Source organism: Bdellovibrio sp. 22V (assembly GCF_030169785.1).
In the GTDB taxonomy this organism is placed as follows: Bacteria; Bdellovibrionota; Bdellovibrionia; order Bdellovibrionales; family Bdellovibrionaceae; genus Bdellovibrio.
Genome location: NZ_CP125854.1, coordinates 872293 through 885416 on the forward strand (window position 1 = coordinate 872293; position 13124 = coordinate 885416).

Below are 13124 nucleotides of genomic sequence, written 5' to 3' on the forward strand. Positions count from 1 at the left end.
TCTCCCTTTGCGTCCTTCGAGAATTAACTCAAAGTCTTCAGTATCAAACTAGGCTTCGTCATTTTTGGCAAGGAAATATTAATCGCCGAACGCAAGAGCGGCACTGCGGACTGCAAGAGATCTTTGTCATCGCCATGCAGTGTGAACACCGTATCGCCAGCTTTGACCGTGTCTCCAACTTTCACGTGGAATTCGATTCCCGCTGTCGGAGCAATAATATCCGTCGTTTGCGCGCGACCGGCTTTAATAATAATACCCGCTACGCCGATGCTTTCGGTATGGAAACCGTGCACAAAACCGTCCTTATCACTTTTAATTTCAATGTGGTGACGAGGACGAGGAAGTGCGCGTAAATCACCGCCGTGGATTTTGCAAAGCTCTTCAAATTTTTCCATCGCTTTCCCAGACACCAAAATATCTGTCGCGATCTTGTAAGATTCTTCTTCGTTTTTACCAACACCTGCAAGTAACAACATATGTGCGGAAAGACGCAGGCTCAACTCTCGGGTGTCTTCGTAAAGATCGTAACCGCCAGGCCCCATGAATTTTTCATTCTTCATGATCGCGACACATTCTTCGACTTCCACAGAGTTGCCCGCATAACGACCCAACGGCTGATCCATGTTCGTCAAAAGAGCCGTTACTTTTTTGCCGTAGCCTTTTGCAATCGACATCAAATTCACAGCAAGCTCTTCCGCCAATGCCGGTGTTTTCATGAAGGCGCCGGAACCGTACTTCACGTCAAGCACCAGACCGTCAATGCCTTCAGCCAATTTTTTGGACATGATCGAAGCGCAAATCAATGGCAGACTTTCCACCGTCGCCGTGACATCGCGAAGAGCATAGATTTTTTTATCAGCCGGGCAGATCTCTTTTGTTTGTCCGATAAAACAGATTTTGTGTTTACGAACAAGCTCCACAAACTCTGGTAAAGATTTTTGCGTGTTGAATCCCGGAATAGATTCAAGCTTATCAAGAGTTCCGCCGGTGTGACCCAAACCGCGACCGGAAATCATCGGCACGGCAACACCCGCAGCCGCCACGATCGGTCCAAGGATCAAGCTTGTCTTATCGCCCACGCCGCCTGTTGAGTGCTTGTCGACTTTGAAACCGGGCACAGAAGAAAAATCCACAACTTCACCTGAATGAAGCATGGCTTTTGTAAGTGAAAGAGTTTCCTCTTTGCTCATGCCCTTAAAGAAAGTCGCCATCAAAAGAGCCGACATTTGATAATCAGGAATCTGCCCGCGAGCGTAACCTAAAATAAATTCGTTGATCTCATCGTAAGAGAGTTCGCCGCCGTTACGTTTTGTTTTAATAATTTCTGCTGGAAGAAAAGCCATCTTAGTAGCCTCCTTGGGATGTTCCGCCTTGAACGATCAAAACGCCCGAGCTTGTTCCCAAGCGTGTCGCGCCCGCATCGATCATGGCTTTGGCTTGAGCCGCATCTTTAACGCCGCCCGAAGCTTTGACTTCAAGTTGTGAACCGACCACCGACTTCATAAGTTTGACGTCGTCTATGGTAGCACCACCGCCGCCGAATCCAGTCGACGTTTTTACGAAATGCGCGCCGGCCTCCATTGCTGCTTTGCATGCGAGGATCTTGTCTTCTTGATTTAAAAGTGAAGTTTCGATGATCACCTTAACAGTGTGACCTTGGGCTGCTTGCACGACCGCTTTGATGTCGTCCCGAACATAATCCAAGCGACGGTCTTTTAAGGCGCCGACTTGAATGACCATATCGATTTCTTGCGCGCCGTTTTTAATAGCTGTTTTGGTTTCAAGGGCTTTGCTTTCCGTATCCATAGCTCCCAAGGGGAAGCCGACAACACAGCAAACTTTAACGGAAGAGCCTTGCAAAAGCTCTGCGCACGTCTTCACGTATGAGGTGTTTACACAAACACTGAAAAAACCGTGTTCCTTAGCTTCCGCGCAAAGTTTTTCGATTTGCGCCAGTTGCGCTTCCGGCTTCAGAAGAGTGTGATCAATATAACGACTTAGTTGCACAGGACACCTCACAGTGTTTAAATAAGAAAAGTTATCTTAGTTCGTTGCAGGAGGCAATCATGACACCAAGGAAGTGGACCTCAATTTTGATCTCGCTCGTTTTTTTGGCGTCATCGGTCTCTTATGCGCAGCAAACGCATAGCTCTGTAAAAAGAAATATCGCAACTGTTCTTTTCGCCAGCTTAGGCGGAGCCATCTTGGGTTTGAGCACGCTTTCGTTTTACGGAGAGCCCGAAGAACATACAGATAACATCACAACGGGAGCTTTGATCGGATTCATCGGGGGAGTTGGATACGTCGCTTATGACTCTTCGCGCCCTGCGCCGTCGACTTTCGATTATTCGCAAGTAGGGGACCTGGACCAGAAAAGCAGAAGGGCTTTTGCGATGTCTTCTGCAAAAGCCCCTCTTGTTCAATTTAAATTTGATTTTTAATTAGCCGACTTTCGTTCTTGGATTCCCGGCAGTTCCTGCCATGGTGCCAATCGCTGTGTCGCCACCGCCAGCTTGACCCAAGAAAGTTTTTGCATCCGCTGCAGAGACTTTCCCTTTACGAACCAAGTCTTCGATGTATTTTTCAAACAGAACCATCCCCTGGCTAGAACCGGTTTGCATCGCCGAAGGAATTTGGTGCACTTTACCTTCACGAATCAAGTTCGCAATGGCTTTTGTGTTTCTCATAATCTCGTAAGCGGCAACCCGCCCTTGTCCGTCAGCGCGCGAGAAAAGAGTTTGCGCCACAACTCCGCGCAAACTTTCTGCAAGCATCGTACGGATTTGTTGCTGTTGTCCCGCAGGGAAAACGTCAATGATACGGTCAATAGTTTTCGCGGCACTGTTCGTGTGTAGAGTTCCGAAAACAATGTGACCTGTCTCCGCTGCCGTCAAAGCCAAAGAGATAGTCTCCAAGTCACGCAACTCACCCACAAGCAAGATATCCGGGTCTTCACGCAGAGCCGCCTTCAAAGCGTTGGCGAAACTTTTCGTGTGACTTCCGACTTCACGTTGATTCACCAAGGCTTTCAAATTCGGATGAACGAACTCGATAGGATCTTCAACAGTGATGATGTGAGCTTCACGAGTCATGTTGATTTGGTGAATCATCGCCGCCAGCGACGTTGATTTACCCGAACCCGTTGGACCCGTAACAAGAATAAGACCGCGATCACAATCAATCATGTCCATGATTGCAGGAGGCAATCCCAACTCTTGCGCGGTTTTAATTTTCTCTGGGATGATACGCATAACCGCCCCGAGTCCTTTACGCTGCATAAAGATATTGCAACGGAAACGACCGATGCCTGAAAGCGTGTAGGCAAAATCCAGCTCCCATTTTTCAACGAAAGCTTTCTTTTGTTTCTCAGACAAAATTTCGAAGAGCAAACCTTGCACGTCCTGATTTGTAAGCTCGCGATAATTCAATGGAACCATGTTTCCATGGAGACGAAGATAGGGAGGAGCGCCGCTTGTGATGTGCAAGTCGGAAGCACCTTGTTCTACCATGAGTTTAAACAGTTCATCAATTGTAGCCATCATTCACTCCGTAAAGGCTCTATTTCCATGATCTTTTCGGCCAGATGTGTTTCAATATTAAATATTATTTGATATGAGTCTTGTTTCTAGACTATTGGAGGAGCGGTGTCCGCAGAAATTCTCATCAATGTTCGACCTCAAGAAACGCGTGTGGCTTACGTGGAAGCCGGTGTTCTCACAGATTTGAAAATCGAACGAAAAACTTCACCTACCTTAGTAGGGTCCATTCATCGTGGTACCGTGATTCGGGTCTTGCCGGGTATGCAAGCCGCTTTCGTAGACATTGGTCTAGAGAAAGCCGCGTTTCTTTACGTCGGCGATATTCGTGAAGACGTCGACGATAACTTTTTATCCGACGTCGATCGCGATGAACCGCTAGACGAAGGCGACGACGAAAAAATTCCCACGCATCATAACAAAACTCCGATCCAAGATCTTTTGAAAGAAGGCCAATCCATTCTTGTTCAAGTTGCCAAAGATCCTCTTGGCACAAAAGGAGCCCGCCTCACAACTCACTTGTCTTTGCCGGGTCGCTTCGTCGTCTTTCTACCGACAGTTCGTCACTTGGGAATTTCCCGTCGTATTGAAGATGAAGGTGAGCGTGAACGTTTGCGCAAACTTGTACAAAAGATCAATCCCTCTGGCGGTGTGATTGTACGTACAGCGGGCGAGGGCGCCTCTGAAGAGATGTTGAAAGCCGACATCGAATATCTGGATCGTTTAAGCAAAGAAATTTTCAAAAACTACGAAAAGAAAAAAACGCCGGGGAATGTGCATACGCTTCCTTTTTTAATTTGACGGAGTATTCCTGTAATAAAAAAGGCGTTCCGAAGAACGCCTTTTAGGTGGTTAGACCGTCTTTTAAAAAAAACGATTACTTAACCATTGCTTTGAATTCAGCGCCAGCGCGGAATTTTGGAGCCCAAGAAGCTGGGATTTTGATCGCTTTACCAGTTTGTGGGTTGCGACCAGTGCGAGCTTTACGTTTAGCTTTAGTGAAAGTACCGAAGCCAACAAGTTTAACGTCGTCGCCTTTTTTAACAGCTTTCTTGATGTTTTCTACTGCGCAATCAAGGATAGCTTCTGCTTGAGCTTTAGAAACTTTAGTTTCGCCAGCGATTTTTTCGATGAGTTGTGCTTTGTTCATGTGAACTCCTCTTTGGACACATTTGTGTGTCTCTCGTTGTAATTAAAATCTTGATGATAACTCTTCGTCATCCAATGACAGCCTCATGAAAATGCAAAAACAGATTTTCGTCAATACAAAATGTGAAGCTTATTCGTCGTCTTCTTCAGAATAGTCGCCGTTTTCATCCATACTTAAAGAATCACTTGAAGAATCTTTCACGGGAATTTTGTAAGCCTCGGAGGCCCAAGCGCCGAGATCAATCAGTCGGCATCTTTCCGAGCAGAAAGGGCGATAAGGATTTTGCGTTGAGTACAACGACAAACGCCCGCACTGCGGGCATTTGACTTGTCGAGGTTGAGAAGGTTCAGCCATGTTTCAGATTTTTGCTGAGTCTTGCAGCAAGTGCAAGACGCGCAGCTTAGTATTTTGTTACTAGAACTTTTTGAATTTACCCGTAGCAAATTTAATATTTTCATTTCTATCTGGGTGTTTGTAATAGATGTCGTAATAAACGTAAGAATCCGCCAAAGTACCATTTAGAACTTGGATGTAGATTGTTCGTAATCCACTAGCATTCCACATAGTGCCTTGTGCGCGGATTTCAAAGCCTTTACTTTGATTGATCAGGTTGTATGTGTTGTTTGACGACAAGATCAATGGATTGAACGCTACTCCATTGGCATTAACTCCGATGTCAAAATAATATTGAAAATACGATGGCGCAGGATAAGCATAGAACTGAACCACTGGTTTCATAGATGAATCCATAGCCCAAGATACCTGAAAAGAGCCATCAATCCATTGGTTGCAATCCGCCAGTCCGCCTCGCCATCCGATACTTCGATCACAGATAGCTAGCGCTTCTTTTAGAAAATTTTTGTAAACGGTTGTGTCAGTGATGCGCATGTCCCCGTTATAGACTGTAGGCATCCATGCTCCGGTTTGTTGATAGTACTTATTATAGTCGTAGAACTGCACACGCGATGTTGGAATTTGGCCAGGGTTGCCGTTAACACAGACATTGCCATTCCAAACTTGACCTGAAGGACAAGTAGGAACCGGATTGACCGGAGCAGGTGAACCACCGCCGTCTTTCCCGCAACCTGCCATCAATAAGGCGCTATAAATCGCCAAGAATGATGCTAAGAGCTTTTTCATAATAAACCTCTCTCTCGATAAACTTCTTCAATATCTATGCGTTTCAGGACTCGTGCCAAAACATCCGCTTCGCCAAACAAGGCTAAATTGCAGAGCGATGTGAAATGACTGTTTACATTTTTCATTCGAGAGCCAATTTGTGTCACAGCGAGAATGTCTCAAAGTGAGACACTCTCGATTCGCTATTTTGCAGAGGAGGTTTTGCACGAAGTGTGATATGGTCCCTTCGCGATGAAAATTCAGAAAGCTCTTCCGTACATTTTAGCTTCACTCTTGCTTCTGGCTCTTATCAGCATGGCGCAATCGCCGCGCGTTTTACTGAAAACACGCGTGGGTGACGGATCCGCACACGCGACGGATGCGGGATATTTTCATTTGCCGCCGGGATCACAAAATGTCTCGGCGATTTCCGAACGGGATTATCTGGAGATCATCGGAAAATTCGTGACGAAAAATTTTTTGAAAGCAAAAGAGCAAACGGGTCTTTCATTGTACGTGCCTTTCGAATGGCAAAGCCCGTGGTTTGGTGCTTACGCGAAAAGAACGGAAGATTATTCGCAGATTTCCCTTTTAGGCGGAATGGCGCGAGCACCCGGCGCAACGAAAGCGGCGTTAGTCGCTATTCTCTGCCATGAGTTGGGCCATCATATTGGCGGCGCGCCTTTGCAAACTATCCCGAGTGTTGAGTGGTCTTCTTCTGAGGGGCAATCCGATTTCTATGCAGCCACACAGTGTTTGCCAGAGATGCTGCAAAGTTATCCGGAATTAGCAAGTGAACCGAGTCAGGAAGTGCTGCAGAAGTGCGGCGAAAACTTACTTTGCGCCAGAACAATGCAAGCTGGTTTGGAGATGATTCAACTCACGCAAAGATATTCGTACAGAGATTATACTCCGGTGCAGGTGACAGCATCCGAGGTCGCAGCGACAGAGCTTATCCGCAATCGCTATCCCACGGATCAATGTCGTTTGGATACTTTTGTCCAAGGGGCTCTTTGTCAGTTAGGGAGCGCTTGCCGAGCTCCGGTTTGTTGGCTTCCTGAAGAGCAAAAATAATCCTAACGATACAACCATCAAACTTATCCAGCTGGAAATGGAAAGTCCTAACGAAGGGCCGCGGAAGTCATCTCTTTGCAATTCCATGAAGAAACGACCCAGACCGTGCAGGATCATCCACAAATAAAAAATGCTTCCGGGATTTCTCAGAGCTTCAGGTTTACGAAACTCGCGCGGGACTTTCTCGCAACCGATAAGAACGAAGATCACGCCCAACTCCCACAGCACGGCGTAAGCTTGAGTGGGATGGCGGCCCTCGACAGCCCAAGGCAAATCGCAAAACTTGCCATAACAACAGCCCGCTAAGAAACAGGCAGAGCGGCCGGCAGCATAAGCGAAAGACAGAACCGGAGCGAAAAGATCGAGATACTTTTCATAATCGTTTTTATTCTTGTAAGCTAAAAATAGAATACTTAAAAGACCCGCTAGCAAAGCGCCGCCATAAAAAACAAATCCGCCGTTCCAGACGTGCAGGACGCGTACGGGACTTTGCCGATAGTAATCGAAATTTTCGTAAAGCACGTGAAACAGGCGGCCACCGATGAAGCCGCTCACCATAATGATCAGACTAACGTCCAGGGCGCGCTTGCGGGAGAGCCGGTGTGAAACAGCTCTGCGCGTGATCCAAATGAGACAGATACAAACAGTCAGACTCAAAACGAGATAGTAAGTCGGTATCGAAAATGTACTAGTGACGGGTATTGCTGGATACAAAAGGCCTCCATACCGACGATAGACTTAATTTTCTTTTATTCGTAAAAATTTTCAAGACGATTCTGGTCAAGGACTTGCATCTAATTACATAATTAAACCTATATGAAATTGCATCCGGCCGAAATAGCTAAGGAAATTAAAGCCTTTTCTTTCTTCAAGTCCTTTAGTGAGGATTTGCTTTTACAAGCTTCAGCTATGGTTCACACAGAATCTTTTGCGCCGGGGTCTTTCATCCTGCAAGAGGGAAAAAAGAACAACACTCTCTATTTCTTGCGGTCCGGCAAAATCGAAGTCTCCCTGGCGGGGGAGGTGATTGCAACCTTGGATCATCCGGGCGAAGTTTTTGGCGAAATGAGCGTGATCACGTCGAACCTCACGTCAACGACGGTGAAGGCATTAGCACCGACAGAGTGTTTCACGATCAACGCGGAGGATTTCGCGCACGTGCATCCGAAAGACAAAGACCGCTTTCAATCTTTGCTTTATCAAATTTACTGTCGCATTTTGACCGAGCGTTTGATGCGCACGAATGAAAAAGCGCGTTTGTTTGAAATCCTCAACCGGGAATTGCACGAAGCCCAAAACGCCATCGAACAAAGTGGCGGTGGTCGTGTTCTTTTAGTTGAACCTGATAAGAAACAACAGCTGCCAGTGCGTATGGCTCTGGGTGGAACGGGCGTGCAACTAGATATCGCCAACGACTCAGAGGGCGCGCGCGTCTATCTGGCAGAAAATAAATACGATATCGTTCTTTGTGAAGAAGGCTGCGTGGACGTTCTTAAAGATGTTCATGAAAACAAGTCTTCTCCTTATGCGGTTCTTCTAACCAGCAAGGACGTACAAGGAAATTTAAAGATTCTTGAAAACAACCGTTTCGTGGATCACATTATTTCCCGGGATGCGGAAGACAAGAATGCGACAATTCGCTACGTACTGACCGCTTTGAGCAAGCTTCTGAATAAAGATCTTTTCGGAGTCGAAAAATATCTGACTTGGGGCGTGGATATTCAAAGCAAAAAAGTCACTCACTCCGGCCAGCGCGAAGAGTTGCGCGGGGATATGTATACGTACTTCAAGAAAATGGGCATTCGCAGCACCGTTCTTGATCGCGTGAACACTGTTGTGGAAGAGATGCTGATGAATGCGATTTACGATGCTCCTGTCGATGGGCAGGGTAAGTCTATTTTCAATCACATTTCGCGCAAAGAAGAAATCCAGCTCGATACACATCAACAATCTCTTCTGCGTTATGCCAGTGACGGCGTTCTTTTGGCGGTGGCGGTTAAAGATCCATTCGGTTCTTTAACGAAAGATATCATCGTCGATTATCTGCTCAGCTGTTATAACGGTCAGGCGGGGAGTATGAATACTAATAAAGGCGGAGCCGGTCGTGGTCTGCATCAAATCATCGAGAATGCGGATTTGACTGTATTCAACGTGAAAAAAGGCGTTCGTACGGAAGTGATTTGTCTGTTTAATATCGACGGCCAAAAGCGCGAAGCTCAGCCGTCGTTTCATTACTTCTTCGTATAAAGCAAGAAACCCACAATGATCTGACCTATCAGAATGCAGGGAACTGTGGGAAACACTGTGGACAAAAGAGAAAGCGCGAAACCCAAAGCGCTCCCGATCAGGGAAATCAAAACTAATTTTACAGTGTAAGTTTTTAGGTTATGACTTCGGGCCGCTGCGAAAGTTGTCGCGATGAATAACGAGCCCGTTGTAAAAAGATAACCCATGTTTTGAACGGACATCGTGGTGACAAGCAACGTTCCGAAATCAAAAAGCAAATTCTTGCGGCTGCGATGAATCCAGCTGTGATTCACCTGTTGAAAAGAGATTTGTGTCAGCAGACGCCATTGCTTTAATAAAAAACCGCCAAAGAGCAAAGCGAAAAGCAAACACACCTGCGCGCCCGTATCACTCATCACGGCCACGTCGCCAAAGTAAGAGGCCGCCATGTGTGATTCTAAAGACGGCGTTATCGAAGTAAGAAGATATGTCAGCGCCAGGAAGAAAACAAAAAGCGTCAGATAAATGTGATTGCGACCCGTGCGCTTTTCAATGAGCGCTTCCGTGACAACCAACACCACCCATCCTAAACAAAACCCAAGAAGCAGACTGAGCCCATGAAAGTCCGTTCCCAAAAGAAGATTCAGCGCCAGCCCCAAGACAACACCCAATGAAGAGCCTTGGCCAAGAACAAAAATCTGCGCACTCTTTTCCCGAGCTGTCCACTGCGCGCCGATAAGTGCCAAGACCGCCGCCATAAAAATACTCGCTGGCAAAGACCATTTATAGATTTGCAGCAGTTCTAAAAACTGTGTCATCGAATCTCCAAGAAACGAACTTGCGGCCAAGCTTCAATCAAAGCCCGATGCGTGACTAAAATCAGTGAACTTTGCGGATGCGTACGCAGAAAATCGTTCAAAGAACTTTCTAAAAGAACGCTCGACTCACGATCGACATGATTAAAGGGCTCATCTAAGATTAAGAGTTTAGGCTCCTGTGCAAGAACGGAAGCTAAGAGGACTTTCTGCCTTTCGCCTCCGCTGGCGGTATTCCACTTTTTGCTCAAATCGAGTCCCTCAAGAAGGGGAGATTTCGTTTGGATCGGTAACATGTCTTTTAAAGTAAGCGGAAGATGGAAATGCAGATTTCCAAGTTGCGGCAGATAATGAATTTCATCTTTGCGAATGGAAAAAGAAAACTGTCCCTCGAAATACTTGTGCAACCCCAAAAGAGTTTTTAACAACGTACTTTTGCCGGCGCCGTTTTCGCCACGAAAAAAAAGAACTTCACCGGCATGCAATTCAAAATGAACGGACGGAGAGAGGGGCACTCCCTCCGCGCTTAAAGACCTCAGATTGCGAACTTCAAGGATAGGATTCATGGAATTGATTTTACTAGGAGATTCTGCAAAGCCTCAATAGTCTTCGCGTTACCGCTGGTCTGAACATAGGAAGGCACTGTGACGACGGGAATGCCTGAAAGCTCTGTAAAGCGCTCTAAGGTTTTGTGAGGAGCCGAAGGCGTTGCGAACAACACGACGACTTTATTGTCTTTTGCCATCTTCGCCGCTTCGGCGATACGAGCTGCTGATGGTGGCATTCCCGGTTTTTCTTCCAGAGAGCCTAAAGATTCCACGCCGTAGGCATTAAAGAAATAGGTAAACTCTTTGTGATATTCCATGACCTTGGCTTTCTTGACGGACTTTTGCAGATCCGCCTGCAAGGTTTTCATCTTCGCCGAAAATGCATCATAATTTTTCTGAAATTCAGAAGCTTTTTCGGGCGCAATGGCCGAAAGAACTTTTAAAACTTCCGCGCCACCTTCCGCAAATTTTACAGGAGAAAGATTGAAATGGGGATTGCCAAGAATGTGCACGTCACCCATAGAGCGATTGATAACTCCCACGGGGATGTCCAAAGGCTTCACGGCTTTTCCAAGAATGCAGGAACCGATGCCGCCTTCCTGAACTTTGCTGTTGCCGGATTTGCTAAGAACTTTTGGCAACCAGCCGATTTCCAAGTCCAAACCCATTGAGCAAACCACGTCAGCGCGGTTGACCTTGAGAATATAATCGGGACGAGCCTCCGCATAGTGAGCATCTTCGCTTCCGCGCAAAAGGCTTTGCGCTTCAACTTGGTCACCGCCAATGGCTTGAACGACTTCCGCAATATCCGGTAAAGTCGTGACCACTTTAATTTTCGCTTGGGCGACACCGCTAAGAAGGAAAAAGAGAGCAATATATTTCATCATAAGTAAACTCCTAGAATGAGTGCGCTGGATGAGCGCCCAAAATCGAAACAAGTTGGAATTCAATTTTTTGCGACGTCGTGCTTGGTTCATCTTGGTATGTTTGTACGTCATAAGTATAGGCAACACGGAACCAAGTAAATTCACTGTGCTTGTATGTTAAAGTCGGGACAAAACCATAATCCAAGTTATCTTGTTTGCTTCCGTCAGAAGCAAATTTACGTGAAAGCTCCGAGAATAAATCCACGCGCAAACCTAGGAACAATTGTTGGGTTAAAGACGTTTGCGGATAGAAGTAAGCACCGATTTCTTCGCCGCGCTCTTCGCCCGGAGTATCTAAATTGCGATACCAAAGTTCTGATTGGAACAAAAAGTTCACGGTTTTACCTTCTTGTTTCTTGAACACGAAATCCAAACCATAGAGTTGCGTTTTCACACCCTCCGCATCCGTTCTGCCAAGATAATTCATGCCCCACTGAAGAGCACCGCGATCACCGAAGTCGATGAAGTTCACAGGATGAATATAATGAGTCGGGACGTGAGGTCTTTCACCGACACCGTGTTCATGTTCTTCGTGGGATTCATGCCCATGCCCGAAAGTGTATCCGTTTGTGATACCTACTGTGATATCCCAATAAGAGTCCGTTGGAAGCAAAACAGAAAACTCACCGCCGGTATCCGCCACGCCTTCGTCACCGAAAAACTCCGCTTGCACGCGCGGAGCGGAAATGAAAGCCCAGTCATGTTGGTGAATCTGATTCAAGCGTCCCACACCCAGCAAAAATTTTCCAAGCTTAAAGCGTGATGACGGGATCAATTTGCTGGAAGAAAGAAAAGCCTCTTCAAGCTCCGCGACAAAAACGCCTTCTTCATTGTGAGCTGCCAAAAGCACCGTCGCATCAAAAGTCGGATCTAACGGGCCAAAGAACATCACTTCAGCTGAGCGGATGTCCAATTTATTATCTTCGGAATGTTCAAAATCGATCGGTGCCGTAATATCCAGTGCCGCCGACGTTTGAATGTTCTGCAAAATCCCCTGGGCAAAAACGGCCTGCGAAGCCAGGGCTACAACGGTCGCTACGAAAAACTTCTTCATTAAGGATGTTCCTGTGGGTTAGAGAGTGAAGCCTTTAACAGCCGCGAGCTCTCAACGCGAAATCCCCATGAAAGAGAAATTCCGTTGCCGGGACTTCCGGAATATCCCAGGCTCTGACTGTCATTGGCACTGTTATAAATCGTATTCAAAATATTAAGCTGCGAAGAACGGGAGGCATTCCACATAAGAACGTGGGCAGGTGTCTCCTGATTGTGAACTTCTAAAGTCATCGTGATCGTAGAGGCTGCATTCACGCCTGCAAACTTCGAGGACCAGTCCTGCGTTTTGCTTTGCCAATTCGCGAACACCAATAACTGGTTGCCTCGACGAGTGAAAGTAAAAGAAAGCCCCATATCTAAATAGGAATTTGCAAATGTGTAGAGTTCGAACGATCCGCCGTCACTCAATTCGAAGCTCACTTCAAAGTTAGCGCCGCTGAAGATGGACGTCATGGAATCTGACATCAACCCTCGCCCGTCGCCAAGATCGTAATAAGTGGATTTGCCGAGATCGATAGATTGGCGAAAAGGCTCCGCATCTGGAAAGGCGCCCCCACTGCAAGCGACGAAAGTTAAAAGTAAGATGGCAAAAACATATTTTTTCATCTTCGTTTCTCCTAACACCCGCATTTTTTAGATGCAAGTAATTTGCATTTATATTTTTACGCTGCCCCCCA

General features: G+C 46.5%; 15 protein-coding genes and 1 pseudogene. 4 read left to right on the forward strand and 12 right to left on the reverse strand.

What is annotated here, in order from left to right; translation table 11 throughout:
• Positions 1-23: 23 nt before the first annotated feature.
• Complete coding sequence (locus tag QJS83_RS04185; RefSeq protein ID WP_284607849.1) at positions 24-1343, reverse strand: thymidine phosphorylase; 1320 nt, start codon at positions 1341-1343, stop codon at positions 24-26.
• A gap of 1 nt (position 1344) precedes the next feature.
• Complete coding sequence (gene deoC / locus QJS83_RS04190; RefSeq protein WP_284607850.1) at positions 1345-2007, reverse strand: deoxyribose-phosphate aldolase; 663 nt, start codon at positions 2005-2007, stop codon at positions 1345-1347.
• A gap of 59 nt (positions 2008-2066) precedes the next feature.
• Between deoC and QJS83_RS04195 the strand changes: the two genes are divergently transcribed.
• Positions 2067-2441 (forward strand): hypothetical protein, encoded by a 375-nt coding sequence (locus QJS83_RS04195; RefSeq protein ID WP_284607851.1) that lies wholly within the window; start codon positions 2067-2069, stop codon positions 2439-2441.
• On the opposite strand, the gene QJS83_RS04200 is transcribed toward QJS83_RS04195, so the two are convergent.
• Complete coding sequence (locus QJS83_RS04200; RefSeq protein ID WP_350159279.1) at positions 2442-3539, reverse strand: type IV pilus twitching motility protein PilT; 1098 nt, start codon at positions 3537-3539, stop codon at positions 2442-2444.
• 105 nt (positions 3540-3644) lie between these two features.
• Between QJS83_RS04200 and QJS83_RS04205 the strand changes: the two genes are divergently transcribed.
• Complete coding sequence (locus tag QJS83_RS04205) at positions 3645-4337, forward strand: ribonuclease E/G (protein WP_284607853.1); 693 nt, start codon at positions 3645-3647, stop codon at positions 4335-4337.
• Positions 4338-4413: 76 nt separating this feature from the next.
• Here QJS83_RS04205 and QJS83_RS04210 read toward each other — a convergent pair.
• The 3 genes and pseudogenes from QJS83_RS04210 to QJS83_RS04220 form a co-directional block, all read right to left on the reverse strand.
• Positions 4414-4701: pseudogene (locus QJS83_RS04210) on the reverse strand (HU family DNA-binding protein); the annotation flags it as partial.
• 114 nt (positions 4702-4815) lie between these two features.
• Positions 4816-5040 (reverse strand): DNA gyrase inhibitor YacG, encoded by a 225-nt coding sequence (locus QJS83_RS04215; RefSeq protein ID WP_284607854.1) that lies wholly within the window; start codon positions 5038-5040, stop codon positions 4816-4818.
• Between the two features lie 60 nt (positions 5041-5100).
• Positions 5101-5778 (reverse strand): hypothetical protein, encoded by a 678-nt coding sequence (locus QJS83_RS04220; RefSeq protein ID WP_284607855.1) that lies wholly within the window; start codon positions 5776-5778, stop codon positions 5101-5103.
• Between the two features lie 279 nt (positions 5779-6057).
• On the opposite strand from QJS83_RS04220, the gene QJS83_RS04225 reads away from it, so the two are divergent.
• Entirely contained in the window at positions 6058-6879 is an 822-nt protein-coding gene (locus QJS83_RS04225; RefSeq protein ID WP_284607856.1) for a hypothetical protein, read from the forward strand.
• Here QJS83_RS04225 and QJS83_RS04230 read toward each other — a convergent pair.
• Positions 6826-7593: a prolipoprotein diacylglyceryl transferase gene (locus QJS83_RS04230; protein WP_350159266.1), complete on the reverse strand. Its 768-nt coding sequence runs from the start codon at positions 7591-7593 to the stop codon at positions 6826-6828. The two genes, QJS83_RS04225 and QJS83_RS04230, sit on opposite strands and share 54 nt — an antisense overlap.
• 195 nt (positions 7594-7788) lie before the next feature.
• Here QJS83_RS04230 and QJS83_RS04235 point away from each other — a divergent pair, with 195 nt between their 5' ends.
• Positions 7789-9126, forward strand: a complete 1338-nt coding sequence (locus QJS83_RS04235; protein ID WP_284607857.1) for a cyclic nucleotide-binding domain-containing protein — start codon at positions 7789-7791, stop codon at positions 9124-9126.
• On the opposite strand, the gene QJS83_RS04240 is transcribed toward QJS83_RS04235, so the two are convergent.
• From QJS83_RS04240 to QJS83_RS04260, 5 genes are read right to left on the reverse strand one after another with little or no spacing between them, the layout of a single operon-like run.
• Positions 9111-9923, reverse strand: a complete 813-nt coding sequence (locus QJS83_RS04240) for a metal ABC transporter permease (protein ID WP_284607858.1) — start codon at positions 9921-9923, stop codon at positions 9111-9113. The two genes, QJS83_RS04235 and QJS83_RS04240, sit on opposite strands and share 16 nt — an antisense overlap.
• Positions 9920-10486 carry an ATP-binding cassette domain-containing protein gene (locus QJS83_RS04245; protein WP_284607859.1) on the reverse strand — a complete coding sequence of 189 codons (567 nt, stop codon included), beginning with the start codon at positions 10484-10486 and terminating at the stop codon, positions 9920-9922. The genes QJS83_RS04240 and QJS83_RS04245 overlap by 4 nt, the downstream gene beginning before the upstream one ends.
• Positions 10483-11355 carry a metal ABC transporter substrate-binding protein gene (locus QJS83_RS04250; protein WP_284607860.1) on the reverse strand — a complete coding sequence of 291 codons (873 nt, stop codon included), beginning with the start codon at positions 11353-11355 and terminating at the stop codon, positions 10483-10485. The genes QJS83_RS04245 and QJS83_RS04250 overlap by 4 nt, the downstream gene beginning before the upstream one ends.
• A gap of 10 nt (positions 11356-11365) precedes the next feature.
• Positions 11366-12448 carry a hypothetical protein gene (locus QJS83_RS04255; protein ID WP_284607861.1) on the reverse strand — a complete coding sequence of 361 codons (1083 nt, stop codon included), beginning with the start codon at positions 12446-12448 and terminating at the stop codon, positions 11366-11368.
• Positions 12448-13053, reverse strand: a complete 606-nt coding sequence (locus tag QJS83_RS04260; RefSeq protein ID WP_284607862.1) for a hypothetical protein — start codon at positions 13051-13053, stop codon at positions 12448-12450. The genes QJS83_RS04255 and QJS83_RS04260 overlap by 1 nt, the downstream gene beginning before the upstream one ends.
• Between the last annotated feature and the right edge of the window lie 71 nt (positions 13054-13124).

Excerpts from the sequence above, each read along its gene's own strand:
- QJS83_RS04185 (WP_284607849.1), bottom strand. The coding sequence starts at position 1,343 with ATGGCTTTTCTTCCAGCAGAAATTATTAAAACAAAACGTAACGGCGGC.
- QJS83_RS04195 (WP_284607851.1), top strand. The coding sequence starts at position 2,067 with ATGACACCAAGGAAGTGGACCTCAATTTTGATCTCGCTCGTTTTTTTG.
- QJS83_RS04200 (WP_350159279.1), bottom strand. The coding sequence starts at position 3,539 with ATGGCTACAATTGATGAACTGTTTAAACTCATGGTAGAACAAGGTGCT.
- QJS83_RS04215 (WP_284607854.1), bottom strand. The coding sequence starts at position 5,040 with ATGGCTGAACCTTCTCAACCTCGACAAGTCAAATGCCCGCAGTGCGGG.
- QJS83_RS04220 (WP_284607855.1), bottom strand. The coding sequence starts at position 5,778 with ATGGCAGGTTGCGGGAAAGACGGCGGTGGTTCACCTGCTCCGGTCAAT.
- QJS83_RS04225 (WP_284607856.1), top strand. The coding sequence starts at position 6,058 with ATGAAAATTCAGAAAGCTCTTCCGTACATTTTAGCTTCACTCTTGCTT.
- QJS83_RS04235 (WP_284607857.1), top strand. The coding sequence starts at position 7,789 with ATGGTTCACACAGAATCTTTTGCGCCGGGGTCTTTCATCCTGCAAGAG.
- QJS83_RS04240 (WP_284607858.1), bottom strand. The coding sequence starts at position 9,923 with ATGACACAGTTTTTAGAACTGCTGCAAATCTATAAATGGTCTTTGCCA.
- QJS83_RS04245 (WP_284607859.1), bottom strand. The coding sequence starts at position 10,486 with ATGAATCCTATCCTTGAAGTTCGCAATCTGAGGTCTTTAAGCGCGGAG.
- QJS83_RS04250 (WP_284607860.1), bottom strand. The coding sequence starts at position 11,355 with ATGATGAAATATATTGCTCTCTTTTTCCTTCTTAGCGGTGTCGCCCAA.
- QJS83_RS04255 (WP_284607861.1), bottom strand. The coding sequence starts at position 12,448 with ATGAAGAAGTTTTTCGTAGCGACCGTTGTAGCCCTGGCTTCGCAGGCC.
- QJS83_RS04260 (WP_284607862.1), bottom strand. The coding sequence starts at position 13,053 with ATGAAAAAATATGTTTTTGCCATCTTACTTTTAACTTTCGTCGCTTGC.